The organism is Roseovarius aestuariivivens (assembly GCF_004761875.1).
Lineage (GTDB): Bacteria > Pseudomonadota > Alphaproteobacteria > Rhodobacterales > Rhodobacteraceae > Roseovarius > Roseovarius aestuariivivens.
This window is the reverse complement of sequence record NZ_SJEY01000002.1, coordinates 288,755-312,478: the sequence shown is the minus strand read 5'-3', so window position 1 is coordinate 312,478 and position 23,724 is coordinate 288,755. Positions and strand designations below refer to the sequence as shown.

General features: G+C 63.3%; 25 protein-coding genes. 20 read left to right on the top strand and 5 right to left on the bottom strand.

The window, feature by feature from the left end; genetic code table 11:
* Positions 1 to 133: 133 nt before the first annotated feature.
* Entirely contained in the window at positions 134 to 1,414 is a 1,281-nt protein-coding gene (locus tag EZV60_RS04905) for a PP2C family protein-serine/threonine phosphatase (RefSeq protein ID WP_245306213.1), read from the top strand.
* Here EZV60_RS04905 and EZV60_RS04900 read toward each other — a convergent pair.
* Positions 1,386 to 1,832, bottom strand: a complete 447-nt coding sequence (locus EZV60_RS04900; RefSeq protein WP_135502729.1) for an NUDIX hydrolase — start codon at positions 1,830 to 1,832, stop codon at positions 1,386 to 1,388. The genes EZV60_RS04905 and EZV60_RS04900 overlap by 29 nt on opposite strands.
* 77 nt (positions 1,833 to 1,909) lie before the next feature.
* Between EZV60_RS04900 and hslO the strand changes: the two genes are divergently transcribed.
* From hslO to EZV60_RS04870, 6 genes are all read left to right on the top strand, one after another.
* Positions 1,910 to 2,905, top strand: a complete 996-nt coding sequence (gene hslO / locus EZV60_RS04895) for an Hsp33 family molecular chaperone HslO (RefSeq protein WP_135502727.1) — start codon at positions 1,910 to 1,912, stop codon at positions 2,903 to 2,905.
* Positions 2,895 to 3,494, top strand: coding sequence for a CoA pyrophosphatase (locus EZV60_RS04890; RefSeq protein WP_135502725.1), 600 nt, complete (start codon positions 2,895 to 2,897; stop codon positions 3,492 to 3,494). Before hslO ends, EZV60_RS04890 begins: the two co-directional genes overlap by 11 nt.
* Positions 3,491 to 4,648 carry a CCA tRNA nucleotidyltransferase gene (locus EZV60_RS04885; protein WP_135502723.1) on the top strand — a complete coding sequence of 386 codons (1,158 nt, stop codon included), beginning with the start codon at positions 3,491 to 3,493 and terminating at the stop codon, positions 4,646 to 4,648. Before EZV60_RS04890 ends, EZV60_RS04885 begins: the two co-directional genes overlap by 4 nt.
* A 4-nt stretch (positions 4,649 to 4,652) precedes the next feature.
* Positions 4,653 to 6,494, top strand: a complete 1,842-nt coding sequence (locus tag EZV60_RS04880) for an ABC transporter ATP-binding protein (protein ID WP_135502721.1) — start codon at positions 4,653 to 4,655, stop codon at positions 6,492 to 6,494.
* Positions 6,495 to 6,497: 3 nt separating this feature from the next.
* Positions 6,498 to 7,727, top strand: a complete 1,230-nt coding sequence (locus EZV60_RS04875; RefSeq protein WP_135502719.1) for a class I SAM-dependent RNA methyltransferase — start codon at positions 6,498 to 6,500, stop codon at positions 7,725 to 7,727.
* Between the two features lie 70 nt (positions 7,728 to 7,797).
* Positions 7,798 to 8,295, top strand: a complete 498-nt coding sequence (locus EZV60_RS04870; protein ID WP_135502717.1) for a L,D-transpeptidase family protein — start codon at positions 7,798 to 7,800, stop codon at positions 8,293 to 8,295.
* A 10-nt stretch (positions 8,296 to 8,305) separates the two neighbouring features.
* Here EZV60_RS04870 and dalA read toward each other — a convergent pair whose 3' ends face one another.
* The gene (gene dalA / locus EZV60_RS04865) at positions 8,306 to 8,824 is read right to left on the bottom strand and encodes a divisome-associated lipoprotein DalA (protein ID WP_135502715.1); all 519 of its coding nucleotides are present in this window, start codon (positions 8,822 to 8,824) and stop codon (positions 8,306 to 8,308) included.
* Positions 8,825 to 8,996: 172 nt separating this feature from the next.
* Here dalA and EZV60_RS04860 point away from each other — a divergent pair, with 172 nt between their 5' ends.
* Together EZV60_RS04860 and EZV60_RS04855 are read left to right on the top strand one after the other, a co-directional pair.
* Positions 8,997 to 9,596 (top strand): L,D-transpeptidase, encoded by a 600-nt coding sequence (locus EZV60_RS04860; RefSeq protein WP_135502713.1) that lies wholly within the window; start codon positions 8,997 to 8,999, stop codon positions 9,594 to 9,596.
* Between the two features lie 141 nt (positions 9,597 to 9,737).
* Positions 9,738 to 9,926, top strand: a complete 189-nt coding sequence (locus tag EZV60_RS04855; protein ID WP_135502711.1) for a hypothetical protein — start codon at positions 9,738 to 9,740, stop codon at positions 9,924 to 9,926.
* A gap of 88 nt (positions 9,927 to 10,014) precedes the next feature.
* On the opposite strand, the gene hemH is transcribed toward EZV60_RS04855, so the two are convergent.
* Entirely contained in the window at positions 10,015 to 11,079 is a 1,065-nt protein-coding gene (hemH, locus tag EZV60_RS04850; protein WP_135502709.1) for a ferrochelatase, read from the bottom strand.
* A gap of 60 nt (positions 11,080 to 11,139) precedes the next feature.
* Positions 11,140 to 11,955: a methyltransferase domain-containing protein gene (locus EZV60_RS04845; protein WP_135502707.1), complete on the bottom strand. Its 816-nt coding sequence runs from the start codon at positions 11,953 to 11,955 to the stop codon at positions 11,140 to 11,142.
* A gap of 14 nt (positions 11,956 to 11,969) precedes the next feature.
* Here EZV60_RS04845 and EZV60_RS04840 point away from each other — a divergent pair, with 14 nt between their 5' ends.
* Genes EZV60_RS04840 through EZV60_RS04825 form a run of 4 tightly spaced genes read left to right on the top strand, consistent with a single transcriptional unit; the run spans position 11,970 to position 14,263 of the window.
* Positions 11,970 to 12,701 carry a ComF family protein gene (locus EZV60_RS04840; RefSeq protein ID WP_135502705.1) on the top strand — a complete coding sequence of 244 codons (732 nt, stop codon included), beginning with the start codon at positions 11,970 to 11,972 and terminating at the stop codon, positions 12,699 to 12,701.
* Positions 12,702 to 12,732: 31 nt separating this feature from the next.
* Entirely contained in the window at positions 12,733 to 12,990 is a 258-nt protein-coding gene (gene grxC, locus EZV60_RS04835; RefSeq protein WP_135502703.1) for a glutaredoxin 3, read from the top strand.
* The gene (locus EZV60_RS04830) at positions 12,987 to 13,820 is read left to right on the top strand and encodes a carbon-nitrogen hydrolase family protein (RefSeq protein ID WP_135502701.1); all 834 of its coding nucleotides are present in this window, start codon (positions 12,987 to 12,989) and stop codon (positions 13,818 to 13,820) included. The genes grxC and EZV60_RS04830 overlap by 4 nt, the downstream gene beginning before the upstream one ends.
* Positions 13,817 to 14,263: a MarR family winged helix-turn-helix transcriptional regulator gene (locus EZV60_RS04825; RefSeq protein ID WP_135502699.1), complete on the top strand. Its 447-nt coding sequence runs from the start codon at positions 13,817 to 13,819 to the stop codon at positions 14,261 to 14,263. The genes EZV60_RS04830 and EZV60_RS04825 overlap by 4 nt, the downstream gene beginning before the upstream one ends.
* A gap of 3 nt (positions 14,264 to 14,266) precedes the next feature.
* Here the strand turns inward: EZV60_RS04825 and ubiG are convergent, their stop codons facing one another.
* On the bottom strand, positions 14,267 to 15,013 hold the full coding sequence (gene ubiG / locus EZV60_RS04820; RefSeq protein WP_135502696.1) for a bifunctional 2-polyprenyl-6-hydroxyphenol methylase/3-demethylubiquinol 3-O-methyltransferase UbiG: 747 nt from the start codon (positions 15,011 to 15,013) through the stop codon (positions 14,267 to 14,269).
* A 48-nt stretch (positions 15,014 to 15,061) separates the two neighbouring features.
* Here ubiG and pip point away from each other — a divergent pair, with 48 nt between their 5' ends.
* From pip to infB, 7 genes are all read left to right on the top strand, one after another.
* The gene (gene pip / locus EZV60_RS04815; protein ID WP_135502694.1) at positions 15,062 to 16,036 is read left to right on the top strand and encodes a prolyl aminopeptidase; all 975 of its coding nucleotides are present in this window, start codon (positions 15,062 to 15,064) and stop codon (positions 16,034 to 16,036) included.
* A gap of 79 nt (positions 16,037 to 16,115) precedes the next feature.
* Positions 16,116 to 16,739 carry a CDGSH iron-sulfur domain-containing protein gene (locus tag EZV60_RS04810; RefSeq protein WP_135502692.1) on the top strand — a complete coding sequence of 208 codons (624 nt, stop codon included), beginning with the start codon at positions 16,116 to 16,118 and terminating at the stop codon, positions 16,737 to 16,739.
* A gap of 91 nt (positions 16,740 to 16,830) precedes the next feature.
* A complete protein-coding gene (locus tag EZV60_RS04805; RefSeq protein ID WP_135502690.1) occupies positions 16,831 to 18,246 on the top strand; it encodes a pyridoxal phosphate-dependent decarboxylase family protein in 1,416 nt (471 codons plus the stop codon).
* A 135-nt stretch (positions 18,247 to 18,381) separates the two neighbouring features.
* Positions 18,382 to 18,954, top strand: a complete 573-nt coding sequence (gene rimP / locus EZV60_RS04800; protein WP_135502688.1) for a ribosome maturation factor RimP — start codon at positions 18,382 to 18,384, stop codon at positions 18,952 to 18,954.
* A 5-nt stretch (positions 18,955 to 18,959) separates the two neighbouring features.
* Positions 18,960 to 20,588 (top strand): transcription termination factor NusA, encoded by a 1,629-nt coding sequence (gene nusA, locus EZV60_RS04795; protein WP_135502686.1) that lies wholly within the window; start codon positions 18,960 to 18,962, stop codon positions 20,586 to 20,588.
* A gap of 25 nt (positions 20,589 to 20,613) precedes the next feature.
* The gene (locus tag EZV60_RS04790; RefSeq protein WP_135502684.1) at positions 20,614 to 21,237 is read left to right on the top strand and encodes an RNA-binding protein; all 624 of its coding nucleotides are present in this window, start codon (positions 20,614 to 20,616) and stop codon (positions 21,235 to 21,237) included.
* 5 nt (positions 21,238 to 21,242) lie between these two features.
* Complete coding sequence (gene infB, locus EZV60_RS04785; RefSeq protein WP_135502682.1) at positions 21,243 to 23,711, top strand: translation initiation factor IF-2; 2,469 nt, start codon at positions 21,243 to 21,245, stop codon at positions 23,709 to 23,711.
* The last annotated feature ends 13 nt before the right edge of the window (positions 23,712 to 23,724 follow it).

Below are 23,724 nucleotides of genomic sequence, written 5' to 3'. Positions count from 1 at the left end.
TCAGGCCCGCATACTGCACCGGTCCTCTTAAGACGCGATGAAAGAGACTCAGAAAGATAACGGCATTTTAACATTCACACGTCGTTAACGGCTCTCTGCTTCCCTGCCACGGGAATGGGGTAAAGGTGACGCCGTGGGAGCGCAAAACGTAATAACGGCCGCGCCGGTTTCCGAAGACCGGGCAATCCAAACGGTGCTTGTCGTGGATGACAGCCGCCTGCAAAGGCGCATCCTCGCCGCGTCGCTGACCAATTGGGGATATCGTGTGTGCGAGGCCGGATCGGGAGCCGAAGCGCTGGACATCTGCCGCGCCATGGCGCCCGATCTGGTGCTCAGCGACTGGATGATGCCCGGCATGAACGGTCTCGATTTCTGCCGGGCTTTCCGTTCTCTGGGTCGGGATGATTATGGCTATTTCATCTTGCTCACCTCCAAAAGCGACAAGGCGGATATCGCGCTGGGCCTCGATGCCGGGGCCGACGATTTTCTCACCAAGCCCGTCAATCCGGCGGAGTTGCGGGCGCGTATCTCGGCCGGGGAACGCATCGTTCGCATGCAGCGTGAACTGTCCGATAAAAACCGCCTGATCGAATCGACTCTGAGCGATTTGCAGGTTCTCTACGACTCGCTCGACAGCGATTTGCTCGAGGCGCGCAAGCTGCAACAATCCCTGGTCAGTGAGCGATTTCAGGATTTCGGACCGGCGGAATTGTCCCTGCTGTTGCGGTCGGCGGGCCATGTCGGCGGTGACCTGGTCGGCAGTTTCCCGGTGTCCGAAACCCGCCTCGGGATCTATGCGATCGACGTCTCGGGCCACGGAATCAGCTCGGCCCTGATGACGGCACGTCTCGCCGGGTATCTCAGCGCCACGGCGCCCGAGCAGAACGTCGCACTTATGCGTGGTCGGAACGGCGGTTATTTTCCGCGCCCCCCAGCCGAAACCATTGCCCTTCTCAACACCATGTTTCTGGGTGAAATAGAGACTGAACATTACTTCACTCTGCTGCTGGCCGACGTCGCGCTCGATACCGGGCTGGTCACCATGGCGCAGGCAGGACATCCAAGCCCTGCGATTCTGCGACGTGATGGGCGGGTCGAGATGGTGGGCACCGGCGGCCTGCCGGTCGGTCTGATCGACGGCGCGGAATTCGAACAGTTCGAGATTACGCTCAGCCCGGGCGACCGCTTGCTCGTGCATTCCGATGGCATCACGGAATGCGAAACCAAGACCGGCGGTCTTCTGGGCGAGGCCGGGCTCACCGACATATTGCGGCGGCTCAGGCAATGTCACGGGCTGGCTTTCCTGGAATCGCTCGTCTGGCATCTTGCCGAGTGTGCCGGCTCCGACGTCTTTGATGACGATATCTCGGCGGTTCTGCTCGACTTCAAAGCACCCGCGCCAGCAGGGTTCTGACGAAATGCCGATCTCCGGGATTGCCAACCACCCGCGCGGCCACCTCAGGGGCGGCCCACACGGCACTGTGCCCGGTTTCAACCGGCGGGCCGTGCGGACGCACGGGAAGGGCGGTATAGATAAGACAGGTTTTCTCGGCCCATAGGTCGTATTCCGGCATATAGGCGAAGCGTTTGAACGCCCCCAGCCGCCGCGGCGCGGTGATCCGCCACCCCGTTTCCTCGAATACCTCCCGGTGCAGCGCGCGCACCGGCGACTCGCCCGTGTCGATCCCGCCGCCGGGCAATTGGTATTCCGGCTTCGGTTCCGCCTGATGCGTCAAAAGAACCTGACCGTCCCGCACAAGGATCGCATAGGCGCCCGGCCGTGGCACATAGTGCCGGTTCGGATCGGGCGTTTCGCCAAAGCGTCGCATCATCGGGTGCCCCTTGGACCGTGGCTTGTTGCACATATGTAGATGCGGTATGCCAACCCCCGGCGCACAAGGAAACCCCTATGACTCTCGGACAGAAAATCGCGTGGGACGATACGGTTCTGCCTTTTCAGCTTGATCACTGCGATATCCGCGGCCGCGTCGCCCGGCTTGACGGTGCGCTTGATGGTATCCTGTCGCAGCACGACTATCCCCCGCAGGTCGAGGCGCTGATCGCGGAAATGGCGCTGCTGACAGCGCTGGTCGGCCAGACGATCAAACTGCGCTGGAAATTGTCCCTGCAGATCCAGAGCAAGGGCGCTGTCCGCCTGATCGCCACCGATTATTTCGCCCCCAGCGAAGAGGGAGAGCCCGCCAAGATTCGGGCCTATGCCAGCTTTGATCGAGACAAGATCATGCCCGGATCGCCCTATTCCCAGGTCGGCGACGGCTATTTCGCCGTGCTCATCGACCAGGGCAAGGGCACCGCGCCTTATCAGGGGATCACGCCCATCGCCGGCGGCAGCCTGACCGCCTGTGCGGAAAGCTATTTTGCCCAGTCCGAACAGCTTCCGACCCGGTTCGCACTCAGCTTCGGCAAGTCGACCGAACGCGGCGGGCAGCCGCATTGGCGCGCCGGTGGCGTGCTCCTGCAGCACATGCCCAAGGCGTCGCCTTTCGCAACAGGCGGCGGTAGCGGCGAGAACGGTCTTCTGACGGCGTCCGATATTCTCGGCGAGGACAATGAGGAAAACTGGACGCGCGCCAACACCCTTCTCGATACCGTCGAAGATCTCGAATTGATCGGTCCTTCGGTGTCTCCTGCGGATCTTCTGGTGCGGCTTTTCCACGAAGAGGCGCCCCGGGTCTTCGACATGCAGCCGGTGCGTTTCGGGTGTACCTGTTCCGAAGACCGCCTGCGCAACAGCCTTTCGATCTACGCTGCCGAGGACATCGCCGAGATGATCACCGATGACGGGATCGTCACCGCCGACTGTCAGTTCTGTGGCGCACATTACCGTCTCGATCCGGCCACTTTGGGGGCCGGGGCATCGCCGGACAAGGGCGATGACCGCTGATCCGCTGGACCCCATTTTGAGGGCGCTCGACCGGCCCCGCGCGCCTTCGTCGGACCATGATTTGAATCCCGACACCGTTCTGCCGGAAGGGCGCAAACTGCGCCCGGCCGGTGTGCTCGTTCCGATCGAGCTGACCCCGACAGGGCCCCGTCTGTGGCTCACGAAACGCTCCTCCTCGCTCAAGCACCATCCGGGGCAGGTGGCCTTTCCCGGCGGCAAGCAGGACGAAGGCGATGCGGATATCGTGGCCACCGCCCTGCGCGAAGCGTCCGAGGAAATCGGCCTGCATCCTGACAATGTCGAGGTGCTTGGATCGTGGTCTTCGCATGAAACAGTGACAAGTTTTCTCATGACGCCGGTCCTTGCCCGGGTGCGCGCGCCCTTCTCGCCCGTGCCGGAGGCCGGCGAGGTCGAAGAGGTGTTTTCCGTCCCGCTCGCCCATGTGCTCGACGCGGCGCGCTTTGGCGTGCAGTACCGTCGCTGGCGCGGGGCGCGCCGGTATTACTATGCGGTGCCCTATGGCCCGTATTACATCTGGGGCGCCACCGCGCGGATCTTGCGGTCTCTCGCCGACGCGGCAGAGACATGACGCGGGTTGCCGGCCCGTGGATCGACGCGCCGGAAACTCAGGCGGTCTGCGCCATGCTTGAAGAGGCGGGTCACGAGGCCTACCTGGTCGGCGGCTGCGTTCGCAACGCGCTCTTGAATGAACCGGTTGGCGATGTGGACATCACCACCGATGCCCATCCCGAGCGCGTGATCGCGCTTGCGGAAGCGGCGGGTCTCAAGCCCGTTCCGACGGGCATCGACCACGGCACCGTCACCGTCATTGCAAACGGCACCCCGTTCGAGGTTACGACCTTCCGCAAGGACGTGGAAACCGACGGGCGCCACGCCGTCGTCTCCTTTGCCGAGGATATCACAAGCGATGCCCGCCGCCGCGACTTTACCGTGAACGCGCTTTACGCCCGGCGGGATGGCACGGTGCTCGATCCGCTCGGTGGCATGGCGGATATCACAGACCGGCGAATTCGCTTTATCGATGATGCCGAATTGCGCATCCGCGAAGACTACCTCCGCATTCTCCGATTCTTCCGCTTTTATGCGTGGTACGGCGATCCCGAGGGTGGTCTCGACCGTGACGGGCTCGCGGCGTGCGCCGACCTCGCCGACGGCATCGACGGGCTGTCGCGCGAACGCATCGGAGCCGAGATGCGCAAGCTTCTGGCGGCGCCCGATCCCGCACCGGCCGTGGCCGCCATGCGCCAGGCCGGCGCGCTGTCGCATGTGCTGCCGGGATCGACCGATGCGGCTCTATCCCTGCTCATTCACCTTGAAATCGCTTCTGGCGTCGATCCTGATCCGATCCGCCGTCTTGCCTGTCTCGGCGGAGAATCCGTGGACACCGCGCTACGCCTTAGCCGCGCCGAGGCCCGCGATTTCGCCAGGATCAGGGCCGGGGCGCTGGGCTCTGCAACAGCCGGAGAGCTTGGCTATCGCCTCGGACCGGACCGGGGCCGCGATGCGCTGCTCTTGCGCGCTGCGCTGATGGAACAAGGCGTGCGGGATTCGGAACTGGCCGACATCACGCGCGGCGCGCGGGCTGTCCTGCCAGTCAGCGCGACCGACTTCATGCCGGATCTGTCCGGCCCCGAACTCGGCGCCAAGCTCAAGGACCTGGAAACCGCCTGGATCGCGTCGGATTTCACGCTGGATCGCGACACGTTGTTGCAAGAGGGCTGACCAGATGTTCAAATTCTTCGAAAATCTCGTCGATCCCTATTGCAAGTATACCGAGGAGGCGCGCCCGCCGACGCGCCTCTGGCCCTTTCTGCGGGCCTACATGTCCCCGTTCCGGCGGGTGTTCTGGATCACCGGTCTTATGTCCATCGTGGTGGCCGCGATAGAGGTCGGACTGATCTACTACATGGGACGTCTTGTCGATATCCTGGCCGGCAGCCCGGCCGAGGTTTGGGCGGATTACGGTCTCGAAATCGGCCTTGTTGCAGTCTTCATTCTTTTCCTTCGCCCGATCATTCAGGCGGTGGACGTGATGCTACTGAATAACGCGATCCTGCCCAATTTCGGCACGCTGATCCGTTGGCGCGCGCACCGGCACGTCCTCAACCAGTCTGTGGGCTGGTTTGAGAACGACTTCGCGGGCCGTATCGCCAACCGCATCATGCAGACGCCTCCTGCGGCGGGCGAGGCCGTATTCCAGATCTTCGACGCCATCAGCTTTGCGCTCGCCTATGTGGTCGGTGCGGCGCTTCTGCTTTGGGGTGCCGATCTGCGGCTCACGATCCCGCTGATTGTCTGGCTCGGGCTTTACCTTTTGCTTGTGCGCTGGACCATGGCCCGCGTCGGTCCCGCGTCCAAGGCTGCCTCGGACGCCCGCAGTTGGGTCACGGGCCGGGTTGTGGATGCCTATACCAACATCCATTCGGTCAAGCTTTTCGCGCATTCCAAACGTGAAATAGACTATGCCGGCGAAGCGATCGAACACGCCCGCCGCACTTTTCAGGCCGAGATGCGGATCTACACGATCATGGATGTCACGCTTGTCGCGCTCAACGGGCTTTTGATCGTTGGTGTCGTGGGCTGGGGCATTCTGCTGTGGTCCACCGGTCAGGCCAGCGTCGGCGTGGTTGCGGCAGCCACGGCTCTCACGCTGCGGCTCAACGCGATGACCGGCTGGATCATGTGGGCGCTTACCTCCTTTTTCCGGCAGCTTGGCGTGGTGGCAGAGGGAATGGAAACCATCGCCCAACCGATCGAGCTGGTGGATGCCCCTGGTGCCAAACCGCTCGACCTGACTGCCGGCAAGATCGAGATCCGTGATCTTTCGCATCATTTCGGCCGCGAAAGCGGCGGGTTGGATCACGTCTCGCTAACCATCGAACCTGGGGAAAAGATCGGTCTGGTGGGCCGCTCTGGCGCCGGAAAATCGACCCTCGTCAAGCTGCTTTTGCGGTTTTACGACGCCGAAGGTGGCCGCATCCTGATCGATGGGCAGGACATTTCCAAGGTCACGCAGGACAGCCTGCGCGACCGGATCGGCATGGTTCAGCAGGATAGCTCCCTCCTGCACCGCTCAGTGCGCGACAATATCCTCTACGCCCGCCCCGATGCCACCGAGGCTGAGATGCTTGCCGCCGCGCAGAAGGCTGAGGCGCATGAGTTCATCCTCGACCTCGCCGATCCGGAGGGGCGCACCGGTTATGACGCCCATGTGGGCGAACGAGGCGTCAAGCTGTCGGGCGGACAGCGCCAGCGTATCACGCTCGCTCGCGCCATCCTCAAGGATGCGCCGATTCTGCTTCTGGACGAGGCGACAAGCGCGCTCGACAGCGAGGTCGAGGCAGCCATCCAATCCACGCTCTACGGGATGATGGAAGGGAAAACCGTGATCGCCATCGCCCACCGGCTGTCTACCATCGCGCGGATGGATCGCATCATCGTGCTGGATCAGGGTCACATCGTCGAGGAAGGCACGCATGATGCCTTGCTGGCCTCCGGTGGGCTTTATGCCCGCTTCTGGGCGCGGCAGTCGGGCGGGTTCCTCAATGCGGACGAGGCGGCGGAATAGATCATGGCAGAAATCGACATTCTTCGCTTGGGCCATCGCGGCGACGGGATTGCCGATGGACCGGTCTATGCCCCCCTCACGCTGCCCGGCGAACGCATCAGCGGTGACCTCGACGGCCAGGTCCTGCGCAATCCCAAGATCGTGACGTCCTCGCCCGATCGGGTTGCTCCGCCCTGTCGGCATTTCAAATCCTGCGGCGGCTGTCAGCTTCAGCACGCTTCGGACGGCTTTGTCGCGGCCTGGAAAACCGAAATCGTCGCCCGCGCCCTCTCTGCGCACGGGCTTGAGACGACGCTGGCACCGATCTTCACCGTTCCTCCCGCCTCGCGCCGCCGCGCCACGCTGTCGGCGCGCCGTACCAAGAAGGGCGCGCTTGCCGGCTTTCACGCGCGCGCATCGGACGTGGTCGTAGAAATCCCCGACTGCCGTTTGTTAGAGCCTGATCTTCTCCGCGCCCTGCCCGTGGCAGAGGCGCTTGCGATTGCGGGCGGCAGCCGCAAGGGCGAGCTCTCGGTCGCCGCGACCTTATCCGAGACGGGCCTCGACCTTCAGGTCATCGGGGGCAAACCGCTCGACGGTCCGCTCCGCGTCGCGTTGGCCGCCCTCGCCGATACCCACGACCTTGCCCGCCTGACTTGGGAAGATGAGGTGATCGTCACCCGCCGTCCGCCCGAGCAAGTGTTTGGCGATATCCGTGTGGTGCCTCCGCCCGGCGCATTTCTTCAGGCGACGAAGGCCTCGGAAAATACCTTGATCGAGGCGGTTCAGAGCCTGATCGGCCCGGCCGGTCACATTTTGGACCTTTTCTCGGGCTGCGGCACCTTCGCCCTGCCACTGTCGCGGATCGCGCGCGTGCACGCTGTCGAGGGCGACGCGGACATGCTTCGTGCGCTTGACCAGGGCTGGCGCATGGCCACGCGTGTCAAGCCGCTGACCACCGAGGCGCGCGACCTGTTCCGCCAGCCGCTCATCGCGGCAGAGCTTGACCGATTCGATGCCGTCGTTCTGGACCCGCCACGCGCCGGCGCCGAGGCGCAGGTGCGCGAGCTGGCGCAGGCGGCGCCGGGACGGATCGCCTACGTCTCCTGCAATCCGGTCACCTTCGCCCGCGACGCCGCGATCCTCTGCGCGGGGGCCTACACGCTCGACCAAGTCCGCCCCGTGGATCAGTTCCGCTGGTCGTCGCATGTGGAACTGGTGGCGCAGTTCACACAAAAATCTTCCACATCGTGAAATCGCCGATGACCGGCGCCGCGCAACGCGGTAAAAGGACAAAAAAGAGCAGCAAGTTGAGTCAGTCCAGATGCGTTTCCTGAAATGCCTTTTCCTGATTCTGTCGCTCGCCGTGGTGACGGGATGCGGATCCAAGTTCAAAACCTATTACGGGCCAGAGGTGACCCGCGTTCTCGTCTACAAGGGTGAGCGGAAGATGTATCTGCTGCATCATGACGAGGTGCTCGAATCCTATCGGATCGATCTCGGATTCGCGCCCGATGGACACAAACAGTTCGAAGGCGACGGTAGAACGCCAGAGGGCCACTACACCATCGACCGCCGTAATCCCAACAGCGCGTTCCACCTGTCGATCGGCATCTCCTATCCCAACGCTCAGGATATCGCCCGCGCCCGAGAGGCCGGTAAACAGCCGGGCGGCGATATTTTCATTCACGGACGTCCGAATGAGAAAAAGCGGGGCAACGGGCCGGATTGGACCGCCGGATGCATCTCGGTCAAGGACCGCGAAATCGAAGATATCTATGCGATGGTCCGCGACGGAACGCCGATTTCGATCTACCCGTAACGCTGGTGGGTTACTCGCCCATCACCAGCGTCCACCAGATCTTGCCGTTGTCTTCCTGCAGCCAGGAAAAGCCCATGTTGCGGGCCTCGGGTGACATGATGACCTGTCGCGTGGCGGGGTCTTCCATCCATGCGGCCAGCGTTTCCAACTCGGTCTCGTAGGTCTCGGAAATCGTCTCGCCGACAAGATCGCCGGAATAGCCCACGCGCCGGATCCGGTCGATCGGGGAAGAGCCGTCCGATCCGAAATGCCAGGGCCGGTTCTGAACCGACATATCTTGCGAATGGGTGGCTGCCGCGGCGTTGAGCTGCGCATTCAACTCGACAGGCGGCTGGCCCGCCGCCTGACGCAGGGAATTGACCGAATCGAGCATCCGGAACTGGATTTTCGCGGTCTCGCCAGAGCGGATACGATAGACCTTCGGAAGCGGTTTGCCGTCCGCGCCGATCTGCGGCTGCGAAGGCGGGGGCGCGGCACAGGCCGACAACAGAACAAGGGCCGAAAGAAGCAGGCTGAAAATACGGGTCATGAGGGTTCGCCAGACGGTATGGAGCGTTTTCCCCCGTTTATCGTTCCCGCGTGGCGATTCAAACCCACATGCGCACATCTTCGCCAAATGACCGGGGTTTGAATTGCGACTGAGGCTTTCGCGCCATATGCTGACTCGCTGAATCACGTGGCTCGCAGACGGAGAATGACCCATGGCAAAGACACATCAGACGGTGAGTCGTCGCGCCTTTATGGCCGGTACGGCCGCGGCGATCGGCATGCCCGCGCTTGCGCAAAGCCAGAACAGCGCCGGCACGATCGAGTTCGAGCGCGACGTGACCGAGAGCGTGCGCCGCAATATCTCGAGCTTCCGTTCGCTTGACTGGCGGCCCTATTTCTCGAACCTCAACAACGGTGCCGTGCTCGTGGATATCTCTTCCCGGGCCCTCCATTTCTGGAGCGAGGACGGCAGCACCTACAAGCTTTATCCCTCCAGCGTGCCGCTGACCGAGGATCTGACCCGACGCGGCCGCACTCAGGTGGTGCGCAAGGTGGTTGGCCCCGACTGGCGCCCGACGCCCGCGATGCTCAAGCGTAATCCCGAATGGCCGTCTTATGTGCCGCCCGGGCCGGACAACCCGCTCGGCACCCACGCGCTCTACCTCAGCTGGACCTACTACCGTATCCACGGTACCCATGACACGCGTAAGATCGGGCGCCGGTCGTCCAACGGCTGCATCGGTCTCTACAACGAGCATATCGCAGAGCTTTTCAGCATGACCAAGGTTGGCACCCAAGTGTTGCTTATTTGACGAATTAGGGGCGGTTTCTGCGCTGCAGCCTTCAAGATGCGTTTGCAATTGCTGGGATTTGCTGCTTACACAATCGGCACGAGGTAAGTCTTGGGTACTTGCCGTCTTAGGGTGACGGTAAGCCTATATCTGGAGGATAACATGAAGAAACTCGTTCTCGCCGCTGCAATCTCGGCTGCCGCCACCGCTGGCTTTGCTGGCAACATGGCAGAGCCCATGATGGAAGCGCCCGTCGTCGTCGAAGAGACCAATGCAAGCTCGTCCGCAGCTGGCATCTGGATCCCGCTGGTCCTGCTTGCCATCGTGGCAGCAGCCGTCGCCGCCGACTAATCGCTCTGCGATTTCTGACACGATTAAAGGCAGCGCTGGGCGCTGCCTTTTTTCATTTGAGCAATCGAATGGTTCAGGTTCCGACCGCTTAGCCGACCCAGCCCTGCAGATTTGTTTCGATGATTTCGCTCAGCGCCTTGATATGCGCATCGTCGTCATTGAGGCAGGGGATATAAAGAAACTCCTCGCCGCCAGCCTCTTCGAAGCTTTCCTTGATCTCTTCGTTGATCTCTTCCAGCGTTTCGATGCAATCGGCCGAGAACGCGGGCGCCATCACCGCAATCCGCTTCTTGCCCTCTTCGGCCAACTTCGCGACATGCTCGACCGTGTAGGGGCGCAGCCACTCCTCGGGTCCGAACACCGACTGAAAGGTCGTGGTGATCTGCGTGTCGTCCCAGCCCAGCCGTTCCTTGAGAAGACGCGTCGTCTTCTGGCACTGACAGTGATACGGATCACCCTGCTTGAGATAGCGCTGCGGCATTCCGTGATAGGACACCACCAGGATCTCTGGCTTTTCCTCGGCCTCGGCATAGGCTTTTTCCACGGACTGCGCCAACGCCTCGATATAGGTCGGGTTTTCGAAATAGGGCTCGACCGTCCGCGCGCTGGGCTGCCACGTTTCCTCCATAAGGGCGCGGAAGAACTGGTCGTTCGCGGTGGCGGACGTTGCCCCGGCATAATGCGGGTAAAGCGGGAAGAACAGGATCCGGGTGCACCCCGCCTCGGTCATCTTGCGCACCTTCGACTTGGTCGACGGGTTTCCGTATCGCATGCAGAAATCGACCACGATTTCGTCGCCATGCTTGTCCTGCAGCACTTTGGCAAGCTTTTCCGTCTGGTCCCGCGTGATGGTCATGAGTGGGCTTTCGCCCTTGTCCTCGTTCCAGATCGACTTGTAGGCCTCGCCACTGGTGAAAGGCCGCTTGGACAGGATGACAAGCTGCAAAAGCGGCTGCCACAGCCACGGCGAGTAATCGATCACCCGGCGGTCCGACAGGAACTCGTTGAGATACCGGCGCATCGGCCAGTAGGAATAGTGATCGGGTGTGCCGAGGTTGGCTATAAGAACGCCGGTTTTCGCCTTTGGAATGGCGGGATGATCGCTGGGCGCGTGAACGGGGCAGGTCGCTGTCTTGTCTTGCGCATCGAACATGACGGATCGCTCTTATTTGTTTTTCAGATCACGCAGGACATAAAGGCTCAGGCGGGTTCGTCAATCTTTGAGCGGCGTTTCCCGCGTGCCAAGCGCCTCTGCGAGACGTGTTGCCGCAGATCCCGGGCGCAGTGGTTTGGGCTGACTGTCCGCCGGCGCCCAGCCTGTCAGGGTGATGAATTCAAACGTGGCGGGTACCCGGCCCTCTGCATCGGCAAAGGTCTCGATATAGATTTCGCAGGCGCGCGCGATCACATCGCGTCGCGTGAAATGCCGCGCCCGGGCGGACAGCGCATTGGTCTCGCCCATTGCCCGCAGATCCCGCATCACGGCCAGCGGGTCGGTATAGCTCGCCGTTAATGTGAAACTGTCCGCTACCGGCAGGGCAAAGCCCGCACGCTGCAAAAGCGCGCCCAGATCACGGATCTCACCCATCGGGGCCACGCGCGGGCTGAGCCCCCCGCGCAGATCCGATTCGGCCTGCGCCAGCGTGCTGCGCAACTCGTGCAGCGTCCGCCCGCCGAAAAAGACCCCAAGGAATAGCCCGTCGGGCCTCAGCGCCCGCCGCGCCTGAATCAGTTGGCCGACCGGGTCATCGGCCCAATGCAAGGCCAGCGCATGGATCACCAGATCATGCGCGCCGGCCCCGGCATTCAGCGTCTCGGCGTCCTCTGCCTGCGCCGCGTCCGGAAAGGCGCTGCGCCACAGATCCGGAAAACCGCCGATCACGAGGGGCGCGGTAAAGGATTTGTTAACCAGAGACAGCCGATCCTCGATTTCCTCGATGGCCGCACGGTGCAGAAACAGATCTTCGGACCCGGCGGCGCGTCGGCGGTGGCGCAAAAGCGCCGCTCGGTCTGTCAGGCTTCGGGACATAAAAGGTAAATAGAATGGCGCATGCCGCAATTCAAACCGCGATTCGCCTGATCTATCCGCCGCGATGCACCCTCTGCGGTGGCTTGGTCGATAGCGATCACGGGCTCTGCGGCCCCTGCTGGCGCGATACGCCGGTGATTTCCGGCCTTGTCTGCGATACCTGCGGCGTGCCCCTGCCCGGTACGGATGCGGGCACGCCCGAACACTGCGACGACTGTCTGCGCGTCGCGCGTCCCTGGGATCACGGGCGCGCGGCGTTGCTCTACCGCGACAATGCCCGCCGGCTCGTGCTTGCGCTCAAGCATGGCGACCGGCACGACATCGTGCGCCTTGCCACCCGGTGGATGGCGCAGGCCGCAGGCCCGCTGCTTGCCGCGGATACCCTGATCGCGCCTGTGCCGCTGCATCGCCTGCGGCTGCTGTCGCGCCGTTTCAACCAGTCGGCGCTTCTCGCGCAGGGCTTGGCCCGCGTGACCGGACATGCCTATTGCCCTGACTTGCTTTTGCGGCGCAAACGCACAAAAACCCTTGATGGACTGGGGTTCGAGGCACGCTTCTCCATGTTGCAGGACGCGATCACCGTCCATCCCCGCCGCGCAACGCTCCTGCACAACCGGCCCGTGCTGCTTGTCGACGACGTGATGACCTCGGGCGCCACGCTCTCTGCCTCTGCGCAGGCCTGTCATGCCGCCGGCGCAAGCGGGGTTGCAATCCTGACACTGGCGCGCGTCGCCAAGGACACCTAGATACCGGTCAAACGGTACAAAGGTTAAAACCATGCCCTCTGTCGAAATCTATTCTTCCCCGCTTTGCGGCTTTTGCCACGCGGCCAAGCGTCTCCTCTCTCAGAAAGGCGTCAGCTTTTCGGAAATCGACGTGTTCCAGGATCCCGCGCGCAAGCCCGAGATGATCGAGCGCGCCAACGGCAAGCGCACCGTGCCGCAGATCTTCATCGACAACACCCATGTCGGCGGCTGTGATGAACTCTACGCTCTTGAACGCGAGGGTAAGCTGGATGCTATGTTGTCGGCATGAAGGCCGGCCTCATCCAGCTTAACAGCAGCGACGATCCCGCCGCCAACCTGCCCGTCACCTGCGCCATGGTGCAACAGGCGGCGGGTGAAGGGGCCACGTTCGTCCTCACGCCCGAGGTCACGAACTGCGTCTCGGCGAGCCGCACGCGCCAGAAAGACGTGCTGCAGCACCAGGATGACGATATCACCCTTGCCGCCTTGCGCGACGAGGCAAAGGCGCTGGGCATATGGCTTCTGATCGGGTCCCTTGCACTCAAGACCGATGATCCGGACGGGCGGTTCGCCAACCGCTCTTTTCTGATCGGTCCCGATGGTAAGATCCACGCATGGTACGACAAGATCCACATGTTCGACGTCACCGTGTCCGAGACCGAAAGCTACCGCGAATCGGCGGGCTACCGGCCCGGAACGCGCGCTGTCCTCTGTCCGACGCCGTTCGCGCAGATTGGCCTGACCGTCTGCTACGACCTCCGGTTTCCCGCGCTCTACCGCACGCTTGCCTCCGCCGGGGCCGAAATCCTGACCGTGCCCTCGGCCTTCTCGCCCGTGACGGGCGCGGCGCATTGGGAAACGCTGCTGCGCGCTCGCGCCATCGAAACAGGCGCCTACGTGCTCGCGCCCGCGCAAACCGGCACGCATGCCACATCGCGGGGCAAGGCGCGACAGACCTACGGCCACAGTCTCGCCGTGGGGCCTTGGGGCGACGTATTGGCAGATGCCGAGACCGACCCGGGTGTGATAGTGGTTGACGTCGACGCAGACCAGGTCACGCAGGCTCGCGCCCGCATTCCGTCCCTGAAGGCAAGGAGGCCCTACAAAGACCCCTCATGACGGATCCATCCATCCATTCCCTGGCTGTCACATTCTTCAGTGAAATTCTGACGACCGATCAGTTGATTCGCGCGCGCCTCAGCAAGGTGCTGCCCAAGGGTATGGAAATTTCGCACTTCTCCGTGCTCAACCATCTTGCCCGCTGCGGCGGGGAACGCAGCCCGGCACAACTCGCGCGAAGCTTTCACGTGACGCGGGGGGCGATGACCAACACGCTGAGCAAGCTGCAATGGGCCGGCTACGTGCATATCCGCCCCGACTGGGACGATGCCCGCCGCAAGATGGTCGCCATAAGCCCCGCAGGCCAGCGCGCTCGCGACGCCGCGATCTCGGCCATCACGCCGCTGATCGGAGAAATGGTCGCCGATCTGGGCGACAACAAATTCCGCGCGACCCTGCCGGTCCTGCGCGAACTGCGCCTCAAGCTCGAAGAACAGGGATAAGGGTCAGGCCGGTTTCAGGCTCGCCGTCACGTAGTTGACGCTGAGATCCCTGTCCGACAGCGACCAGGTCCACGTGACCGGGTTGAAGACGAAGCCCTTTTTGTCCACCGGGCGCAGCCCCGCCTCGGTCAACAGGCCATAAAGCTCGTCCGGCGTTATGAATTTCCGCCAGTCATGCGTGCCCTTGGGCAGCCAGCGCATCACGTATTCCGCGCCGACAATGGCCATGGCATAGCTTTTGGGATTGCGGTTTATGGTCGAGCAGAGATGCAGCCCGCCGGGTTTCAACAACTGCCGGCACGCGGTGAGAAAGGCCAGCGGATCGGCCACGTGCTCTACCACTTCCATGTTCAGCAGCACGTCGAATTGCTCGCCCGCCTCGGCCAGCGCCTCGGCGCTTGTGTGACGGTAGTCGATCGTCAGACCGGAGTGTTCGGCATGGATGCGCGCAACCGGGATGTTGCCCATGGCGGCATCCGCCCCCACCACGTCCGCGCCCAGCCGCGCCATCGGCTCGGATAAAAGCCCCCCGCCACAGCCGATATCGAGAATGCGCAGCCCTGCGAAAAGGTCCGCGCCGCCCAGATCGCGATCGAATTCCGCCGCGACCTGGCCCGTGATATAGTCCAGACGACAGGGATTGAGCATGTGAAGCGGCTTGAATTTGCCGTTAGGATCCCACCATTCCGCGGCCATCGCCTCGAACTTGGCGATCTCCGCCTCATCTATCGTGGTCCGAGCGGCTTGCATTCTGCTCTCCATATGCTCATTTGCGTTAGTCACCCTATATAGGACGTCATGGACAAATTCTCGGGCCAAAAAAGCGCAGTGCACTTCCTGTATCCGTCGGTCGAACCCTTCGACCGGCGCATGCTCGATGTCGGCGACGGGCACCAGGTCTATGTCGAACAGTCGGGAAGCAAGACCGGCATTCCCGTGGTGGTCCTGCATGGCGGGCCCGGCGGCGGCTGCAGCCCGGCCATGCGCCGCTATTTCGATCCGCGGCACTACCGGATCATCCTCTTCGATCAGCGCGGTTGCGGCCGTTCGAAACCCCATGCCAGCGTCGAGGACAACACGACATGGCATCTCGTGGCCGATATCGAGCGGATCCGCGAGACGCTGGGAATCGACGCCTGGATCGTCTTCGGCGGAAGCTGGGGCGCCACGCTCGCGCTTGTTTACGCCCAAAGCCACCCGGACCGCGTCAAGCATCTGGTGCTGCGCGGCGTCTTCACCATGACCCGGGCCGAGCTTGACTGGTTCTACGGTGGTGGCGCGGGCCGGTTCTGGCCGGAAACCTGGAAAAGATTCCAATCGCTAATTCCAGAAGACGAACGCGGTGACATGATCGCGGCCTATCACAGCCGCCTCTTTTCCGGAGACCGAAGTGAAGAGATCCGCTTCGCCAAGGCGTGGAGCAGTTGGGAAAACGCGCTGGCCACCGTACATTCGAACGGGCAGGGCGGCGATAGCCCGGCGGAATACGCCCGCGCCTTCGCGCGTCTGGAAAACCACTATTTCAGGCACGGCGGCTTTCTGGGCCAGGATGGCTACATCTACGACAACATGCACAAGATCGCCGATATTCCCGGCATTATCGTGCAGGGCCGCTACGATATGATCTGCCCGCCAGAAGCCGCCTATCGCCTTGCCGCGCTTTGGCCGCGGGTCGATCTGCGGGTCATCGGCATGGCCGGCCACGCCCTGTCCGAGCCGGGTATCAGCGAGGAACTGGTGCGCACCATGGACCGCCTGGTGCGGCTCTACTAAGGCGCAACTGCCCGGTTTATGGACCGGGGCGCTGGGCGTGCTATCCTTGACGTATCGCCCGACACCCAAGGAGAGCTTCATGTCCGACGCCCCCAAGATCGAGACCCGCGAAAACGGTCCGCTGATCGTCAAGAACCTGCAATCCCTGCAGGACGCCGACGGCAACGCCATGGAAACCAAGAAGGTGATCGCGCTTTGCCGTTGCGGCCGCTCGGGCAACAAGCCCTTTTGCGACGGCAGCCACGAAGAGGCCGGGTTCGAAAGCGCGGGCGGCACGCCGTCGGGCAAGGATCTGCTGCTGGACTACGAGGGTAAAGAGGTCACCGTCACCTATAACCCTCGCGTCTGTTCTCATGCGGCCAATTGTATCCGGCAAGCCGGGGACGTCTTTGATCCTGACAAGAAACCGTGGATCCAACCCGATCATGGCAAGACCGAGGATATCATCGCCGCCGTCACGGCCTGCCCGTCTGGTGCGCTGGCGATCAAGGAAGACGGCGCGCGCAAGCACCTGATCGCGGACAAGTCGCAACTCACCGTGCAGCGCCACGGCCCCTACGAGGTTCAGGGCATCACCCCGCCCGAAGATCTGCCGGCCCAAGGCATGACCGAAAAGAAATACGTGCTCTGTCGTTGCGGCCTTTCGGGCATGAAACCCTTTTGCGACGGCTCGCATTACAACGAAGGCTGGCGCGAGGACTGATCCATCCGAACCGCGCGCTTGCGGCAGTGCGGCGTACGGTGCATTCTGCGACAAACGACCGGGCAAGTCCGGCAAGCAGAGGGCAGCACCCATGACAGAACCGGGCAAGCGGGTCGATCCCGCCGATTGGAGCGCGTTTCGGCGCGCCTTTCACGATCTGGCCGATCAGTGCGTTGACAGGCTCGAATCCGCCCGAAACCTCCCCTGGATCCCTAAACCCGATGATATGGCCAGGGCTGTTGCGTTGCGCGATGCAGAACCCGGCGCCGACGCGGCCACGGTTTTTTCCGAACTCGCGCAGGGCATCATGCCCTATGCCACCGGCAATACCCATCCGGCCTTCTTCGGATGGGTTCATGGCACGGGCCAGCCCGCCGGCGTCGCCGCCGAGATGGTTGCGGCCACGATGAACGCCAATCTGGGAGGGCGCGATCACGGCGCGATCGAGGTCGAGCGCGCGGTGATCGACTGGACGCGCCGGCAGGCTGGCCTGCCCCAGTCCGCGTCGGGCATCCTCACCACCGGCACCAGCCAGGCCACTTTGCTGGCGCTTTGCGCGGCGCGGATGCGGCTCATGGGTGACGATGTGCGTCGCGATGGAATTGCCGATCTGGGGCGGATCAGGGTCTATGCCGTCGAAGGCGCGCATTACAGCATCGCCAAGGCGCTCGAGATCATGGGCCATGGAAGCCGCGCCGTGCGCTACGTCGCGCAGGAGGCGCAGGGCGCGATGGATCTGCGCGCGCTTGCCGCCGCCGTGGACGACGACCGCGCCGCCGGGATCCGGCCAATGGCAGTGGTGGGCACTGCGGGCGCGGTTGATACCGGTCTTTTCGACCCGATCGATGCGCTCGCCGATTTCTGCGCCGCGGAAGATATCTGGTATCATGTCGATGGAGCTTTCGGGTTCTGGGCCGTGCTGGCGGACACCCCGTGGTGCGACCTGATGCGGGGCGTTGGCCGCGCCGACAGTATCGCCACCGATTTCCACAAATGGATCGGCGCGCCTTATGATTGCGGTCTTTGCCTGATGGCTGACGGCGATCTGCATCGGCGCAGCTTCGCCACGCGCCCACCCTATCTCGAAGGGATGGAGGACGGGCTTGGCGGCGGGTCGCTCTGGTTTTGCGACTATGGCCTCGATCTCAGCCGCGGCTTCAGGGCGCTCAAGGTCTGGGCGACGATCAGGGCGGTCGGCCGCGCGCGCCTCGCCGACAGTATCACGGATAATTGCCGACAGGCCGCGCTTTTGGGCAGTTTAGTGACACAATCGAGCCAGTTCGACCTCGTCCGCCCGGTCCAGGCCAACGTTTGCTGCTTCGCCCCGCGCAATGCGGATGCCGGTGCCCTTGCCACCGCGCTGCAGCTTTCGGGTGAGGCGGTTTTTTCCACCACTCGCGTGGATGATCGCACCTGCCTGCGGGCCGCCATCGTCAATCACCGCACCACTGATAGCGACGTGCGCACGGCCTTTGCCGCGCTGGAACGGCAGGCGGCGGCGCAATAACCCGCCATCGGGGCTTGCAGACTCGGGGGGACGGGCGTATATGCCCAATCAACAGCGGCGCCGCCGGGTTCTCCGAAGGCTCCACCGGGAAAGACCAACGGGCCGCGCGCCCGTTTTTTTGTGTTTGAAGGACTGATGAGCAACGACCTGATCGCCAAGACCGCAATGGATCGCCGCATGGCCGAGATCCTCACCCCCGTGATCGAGGACATGGGGTTCGAGCTTGTGCGCGTGCGCCTGCAGGGCGGTAAGACCGCGACTTTGCAGATCATGGCCGAACGGCCTGAGGGCGGGATCGAGGTGGATGAGTGCGCCGAGATCTCCAACGCCATCAGCGCCGTGCTGGATGTCGAGGACCCGATCATGGACGCCTACACGCTCGAGGTCTCCAGCCCCGGTATCGACCGGCCCCTCACGCGCCTGAAGGATTTCGAGGTGTTTGAAGGGTATGAGGCCAAGTTAGAGACGCATGAGCTTATCGACGGGCGCAAGCGCTTCAAAGGTGTGCTCGCCGGGGTCGAGGGCGGCGAGGTTCTGATCAATATCGAGGAAGGCACCGTCGGACTGCAGTTCGACTGGCTTGCCGACGCCAAGCTCGTGCTCACGGACGAGCTTATCCGCGACATGCTGAAGGCGCGCAAGGATGCGGGCATTCTGAACGAAGACAGCTTCGACGAGATCGAGGCCGAGGGGCCCCAGGAGGACTAAGGACAATGGCAATCACCTCTGCAAACCAGCTAGAGCTTTTGCAAACCGCCGAGGCGGTGGCGCGCGAAAAGATGATCGACCCCAGCCTCGTTATCGAGGCGATGGAGGAGAGCCTCGCCCGCGCCGCGAAATCCCGCTACGGCGCCGAAATGGACATCCGCGTCAGCATCGACCGCAAGACCGGCCGCGCATCCTTCACCCGCGTGCGTACGGTGGTCGAGGATGACGAGCTTGAGAATTACCAGGCCGAGATGACCGTCGAGCAGGCGAAACAGTATCTGGAAGACCCCAAGGTCGGCGATACGTTCGTGGAAGAGGTTCCGCCGGTCGACATGGGCCGCATCGCCGCGCAATCGGCCAAGCAGGTCATCCTGCAAAAGGTGCGCGAGGCCGAGCGCGACCGCCAGTACGAAGAATTCAAGGACCGCGCCGGCACCATCATCAACGGTGTCGTCAAGCGCGAGGAATACGGCAACGTCATCGTCGACGTGGGTCGGGGCGAGGCGATCCTGCGCCGCAACGAAAAGATCGGGCGCGAGGCCTATCGCCCCAATGACCGCATCCGCTGCTACATCAAGGACGTGCGGCGCGAAGCGCGCGGTCCGCAGATCTTCCTGAGCCGCACAGCGCCGGAATTCATGGCCGAGCTTTTCAAGATGGAAGTGCCGGAAATCTACGATGGCATCATCGAGATCAAGGCCGTGGCGCGCGACCCCGGCTCCCGCGCCAAGATCGCCGTCATTTCCTACGACAACTCGATCGATCCCGTCGGTGCCTGCGTCGGTATGCGCGGTTCCCGCGTGCAGGCCGTCGTAAACGAGCTTCAGGGCGAAAAGATCGACATCATCCCGTGGAACGAGGATCAGCCGACCTTCCTCGTCAATGCCCTGCAGCCCGCCGAGGTGAGCAAGGTCGTTCTCGATGAAGAGGCCGAGCGCATCGAGGTCGTCGTGCCCGAGGATCAGCTTTCGCTGGCCATCGGCCGCCGCGGCCAGAACGTGCGCCTCGCCTCGCAGCTTACCGGTCTCGACATCGACATCATGACCGAGGCCGAGGACAGCGAACGCCGCCAGAAAGAGTTCGAAGAGCGCACCAAGCTCTTCATGGATACGCTCGACCTGGACGAATTCTTCGCCCAGCTCCTCGTCTCCGAAGGCTTCACCAATCTCGACGAAGTCGCCTATGTCGATCTCGACGAGCTTCTGGTGATCGACGGCGTCGACGAGGAAACCGCGAACGAGCTTCAGGCCCGCGCGCGCGACATCCTCGAAGCACAGGCCCGCGAGGCGCTGGAGAAGGCCCGCGAACTTGGCGCCGAGGACAGCCTCATTGATTTCGAGGGTCTCACACCCCAAATGGTGCTGGCGCTGGCCGAAGACGGCGTGAAAACGCTCGAGGATTTCGCCACCTGCGCCGACTGGGAACTGGCCGGTGGCTGGACAACCGTCGATGGAGAGCGCGTCAAGGACGAAGGCCTTCTGGAACCGTTCGAAGTCTCGCTTGAGGAAGCGCAGGATATGGTGATGACCGCTCGCGTGATGCTGGGCTGGGTCGACCCGACAGAGCTTGAGGCCGAAGAGACGGCCGAGGGCGAGGAAGACGGCGACGCCGAGACAGAGGAGGCCGGGGCCTGATCCTTCGGGCCTCGGGCAGGATCTCATGGGGCGCGGTGGGCAACCCAAAGACCGGACGGACGGTCCCGAGCGTAAATGCATCGCCACAGGTGAGGTGCAGCCAAAGTTTGGGCTGATCCGTTTCGCGGTGTCGCCCGAGGGTCAGATCGTGCCGGACGTCCTTGAAAAACTGCCTGGGCGCGGTATCTGGGTAAGTGCAACGCGCAACGCGCTGGAAAAGGCGATGACCAAGGGCCTTTTCTCGCGCGCCGCCAAGCAGGCGGTGCATGTGCCTCCCGATCTGATCGAGATGGTCGAGTCCCAGTTGGCGTCGCGCGTCGTCAATCTGATCAGTCTCATGCGCAAGGGCGGTCAGGCGGTATCGGGCTACGAACGGGTCAAGGACTGGCTGGCCAAGGAAGAAGCCGAAGTGCTGATCCAGGCCCATGACGGCTCGGAGCGCGGAAAATCGAAGCTCAGCACGCCCTATGGCGGCTCGTGGATCGGCTGGCTGAGCGCAGATGAACTGGGACAGGCCTTCGGGCGTCAAAGCACAATCCACGCGGCACTGGGTGCTGGCGGTTTGTGCGAACGTGTTGTAGAGGAGGCGGCAAGACTCAAAGGCTTGCGCGTCTCGGACGGGGATAAGCCCCGCCGGAAAGGAAGTTGAACCATATGAGCGACAACGACGGAAAGAAAACTCTGGGTGTGCGCAGCGGTCCCCGTTCGGGGAGCGTCAAGCAAAGCTTTAGCCATGGGCGCACCAAGAACGTCGTGGTGGAGACCAAGCGCAAACGGATCGTGAAGCCCAAGCCGGGCGCCGCGCCCGGTGCGGCTGGCAAGAACGTTACGCTGCCGGATTCGTCCAAGCGGCCGGCGGGTATTTCCGATGTCGAAATGGAGCGCCGGATGAAGGCGCTCGCGGCCGCCAAGGAACGCGAGTCCGAAGAGACCGCCCAGCGCGAGGCCGAGGAAAAGGCCCGCGAAGAGGAAAAGCAGCGCCGCCGCGAAGAGGCCGAGGCCAAGGAGCGCGAACAGCGCGAGGCGGAAGAGCGCGCCAAGGCCAAGGCAGAGGAAGAGGCCCGCAAGAAGCGCGAGGCCGAGACCGAGCAGGTCGCGGCCGCACCTCCGCCGGACGAGCCGAGCGCCAAGCCCGATCGCGCGCCGAAACAGGCGCCGCGCAAGCCCGAGCGTACCGACCGCGATGACCGCAACACCCGCGGCAAGGCCCGCGACGAGGGCGGGCGCCGAGGCGGCAAACTCACGCTGAATCAGGCCCTTTCCGGCGAAGGCGGCCGCCAGAAATCGATGGCGGCAATGAAGCGCAAGCAAGAGCGCGCCCGCCAGAAGGCCATGGGCGGCACGCAAGAGCGCGAGAAGGTCGTGCGTGACGTGCAGTTGCCCGAAACCATCGTGGTCAGTGAACTGGCCAACCGCATGGCCGAACGCGTCGGCGACGTGGTCAAAGCGCTGATGAACAACGGCATGATGGTTACCCAGAACCAGACCATCGACGCCGACACTGCCGAACTCATCATCGAGGAATTCGGCCACAAGGTCGTGCGCGTCTCAGACTCCGACGTTGAGGACGTGATCGACTCTGTCGATGACAAGGAAGAGGACCTCAAGCCGCGCCCGCCCGTGATCACCATCATGGGTCACGTGGACCACGGCAAGACCTCGCTCCTGGACGCGATCCGCGACGCCAAGGTTGTCGCGGGCGAGGCAGGCGGCATCACTCAGCATATCGGCGCCTACCAGGTGACGACCGACAGTGGCACAACCCTGTCGTTCCTCGATACGCCCGGCCACGCGGCCTTCACCTCCATGCGCGCCCGCGGTGCGCAGGTGACCGATATCGTGGTGCTGGTCGTCGCCGCCGACGATTCGGTCATGCCCCAGACGGTCGAGGCCATCAACCACGCCAAGGCTGCCGGCGTGCCGATGATCGTTGCGATCAACAAGATCGACAAGCCCGAGGCGAACCCCGACAAGGTCCGCACCGGTCTTCTGCAGCACGAGGTGGTCGTTGAGGCCATGTCCGGCGACGTTCAGGATGTCGAAGTGTCCGCCCAGACCGGCCAGGGTCTCGATGAACTGCTCGAGGCCATCGCGCTTCAGGCCGAGATCCTCGAACTCAAGGCCAACCCCGACCGCGCCGCCGAAGGTGCCGTGATCGAGGCACAGCTCGATGTGGGCCGCGGCCCCGTCGCCACCGTTCTCGTGCAGCGCGGCACGCTCCATCAGGGCGATATCTTCGTCGTGGGCGAGCAGTACGGCAAGGTCCGCGCCCTCATAAACGACCGGGGCGAGCGCGTGAAAGAGGCCGGGCCGTCCGTGCCGGTCGAGGTCCTTGGCCTCAACGGTACGCCGGAGGCCGGCGACGTCCTCAACGTGGTCGAGACCGAGGCGCAGGCCCGCGAGATCGCTGAATACCGCGAAAAGGCCGCCAAGGAAAAGCGCGCCGCAGCGGGCGCAGGCACCTCTCTCGAACAGCTCCTCGCACAGGCGAAGGAAAACGAGAACGTCAAGGAACTGCCAATCCTCGTCAAGGCCGACGTGCAAGGCTCGGCCGAGGCGATCGTGCAGGCGATGGAGAAGATCGGCAACGAAGAGGTCCGCGTGCGCGTGCTGCATTCGGGCGTCGGCGCCATCACCGAATCCGATATCGGCCTAGCCGAGGCCTCCGGGGCTCCGGTCTTCGGCTTCAACGTCCGCGCCAACGCGCCCGCCCGCCAAAGCGCCAACCAGAAAGGCGTCGAGATCCGCTACTACTCGGTGATCTATGACCTTGTGGATGACGTCAAAGCAGCGGCCAGCGGCCTTCTGGGCAACGAGATCCGCGAGAACTTCATCGGCTACGCGCAGATCAAGGAGGTCTTCAAGGTCACGGGTGTCGGCAAGGTCGCCGGCTGTCTCGTCACCGAGGGCGTCGCCCGCCGCTCCGCCGGGGTGCGCCTCCTGCGCGACGACGTGGTGATCCACGAAGGCACGCTGAAGACCCTCAAGCGCTTCAAGGACGAAGTGTCCGAGGTGCAGTCGGGTCAGGAATGCGGCATGGCCTTCGAGAACTACGACGACATCCGCGAGGGCGACGTGATCGAGATCTTCGAGCGCGAAGAGGTCGAGCGTAACCTGACCTGATCCCATCGCGTGA

Excerpts from the sequence above, each read along its gene's own strand:
- EZV60_RS04810 (WP_135502692.1), top strand. The coding sequence starts at position 16,116 with ATGTCCGACGCCCCCAAGATCGAGACCCGCGAAAACGGTCCGCTGATC.
- EZV60_RS04855 (WP_135502711.1), top strand. The coding sequence starts at position 9,738 with ATGAAGAAACTCGTTCTCGCCGCTGCAATCTCGGCTGCCGCCACCGCT.
- EZV60_RS04880 (WP_135502721.1), top strand. The coding sequence starts at position 4,653 with ATGTTCAAATTCTTCGAAAATCTCGTCGATCCCTATTGCAAGTATACC.
- pip (WP_135502694.1), top strand. The coding sequence starts at position 15,062 with ATGGACAAATTCTCGGGCCAAAAAAGCGCAGTGCACTTCCTGTATCCG.
- EZV60_RS04840 (WP_135502705.1), top strand. The coding sequence starts at position 11,970 with ATGGCGCATGCCGCAATTCAAACCGCGATTCGCCTGATCTATCCGCCG.
- rimP (WP_135502688.1), top strand. The coding sequence starts at position 18,382 with ATGAGCAACGACCTGATCGCCAAGACCGCAATGGATCGCCGCATGGCC.
- EZV60_RS04845 (WP_135502707.1), bottom strand. The coding sequence starts at position 11,955 with ATGTCCCGAAGCCTGACAGACCGAGCGGCGCTTTTGCGCCACCGCCGA.
- hslO (WP_135502727.1), top strand. The coding sequence starts at position 1,910 with ATGACTCTCGGACAGAAAATCGCGTGGGACGATACGGTTCTGCCTTTT.
- EZV60_RS04830 (WP_135502701.1), top strand. The coding sequence starts at position 12,987 with ATGAAGGCCGGCCTCATCCAGCTTAACAGCAGCGACGATCCCGCCGCC.
- ubiG (WP_135502696.1), bottom strand. The coding sequence starts at position 15,013 with ATGCAAGCCGCTCGGACCACGATAGATGAGGCGGAGATCGCCAAGTTC.
- EZV60_RS04875 (WP_135502719.1), top strand. The coding sequence starts at position 6,498 with ATGGCAGAAATCGACATTCTTCGCTTGGGCCATCGCGGCGACGGGATT.
- grxC (WP_135502703.1), top strand. The coding sequence starts at position 12,733 with ATGCCCTCTGTCGAAATCTATTCTTCCCCGCTTTGCGGCTTTTGCCAC.
- infB (WP_135502682.1), top strand. The coding sequence starts at position 21,243 with ATGAGCGACAACGACGGAAAGAAAACTCTGGGTGTGCGCAGCGGTCCC.
- EZV60_RS04805 (WP_135502690.1), top strand. The coding sequence starts at position 16,831 with ATGACAGAACCGGGCAAGCGGGTCGATCCCGCCGATTGGAGCGCGTTT.
- hemH (WP_135502709.1), bottom strand. The coding sequence starts at position 11,079 with ATGTTCGATGCGCAAGACAAGACAGCGACCTGCCCCGTTCACGCGCCC.
- EZV60_RS04885 (WP_135502723.1), top strand. The coding sequence starts at position 3,491 with ATGACGCGGGTTGCCGGCCCGTGGATCGACGCGCCGGAAACTCAGGCG.
- EZV60_RS04825 (WP_135502699.1), top strand. The coding sequence starts at position 13,817 with ATGACGGATCCATCCATCCATTCCCTGGCTGTCACATTCTTCAGTGAA.
- EZV60_RS04860 (WP_135502713.1), top strand. The coding sequence starts at position 8,997 with ATGGCAAAGACACATCAGACGGTGAGTCGTCGCGCCTTTATGGCCGGT.
- dalA (WP_135502715.1), bottom strand. The coding sequence starts at position 8,824 with ATGACCCGTATTTTCAGCCTGCTTCTTTCGGCCCTTGTTCTGTTGTCG.
- EZV60_RS04870 (WP_135502717.1), top strand. The coding sequence starts at position 7,798 with ATGCGTTTCCTGAAATGCCTTTTCCTGATTCTGTCGCTCGCCGTGGTG.
- EZV60_RS04900 (WP_135502729.1), bottom strand. The coding sequence starts at position 1,832 with ATGATGCGACGCTTTGGCGAAACGCCCGATCCGAACCGGCACTATGTG.
- EZV60_RS04790 (WP_135502684.1), top strand. The coding sequence starts at position 20,614 with ATGGGGCGCGGTGGGCAACCCAAAGACCGGACGGACGGTCCCGAGCGT.
- EZV60_RS04890 (WP_135502725.1), top strand. The coding sequence starts at position 2,895 with ATGACCGCTGATCCGCTGGACCCCATTTTGAGGGCGCTCGACCGGCCC.
- nusA (WP_135502686.1), top strand. The coding sequence starts at position 18,960 with ATGGCAATCACCTCTGCAAACCAGCTAGAGCTTTTGCAAACCGCCGAG.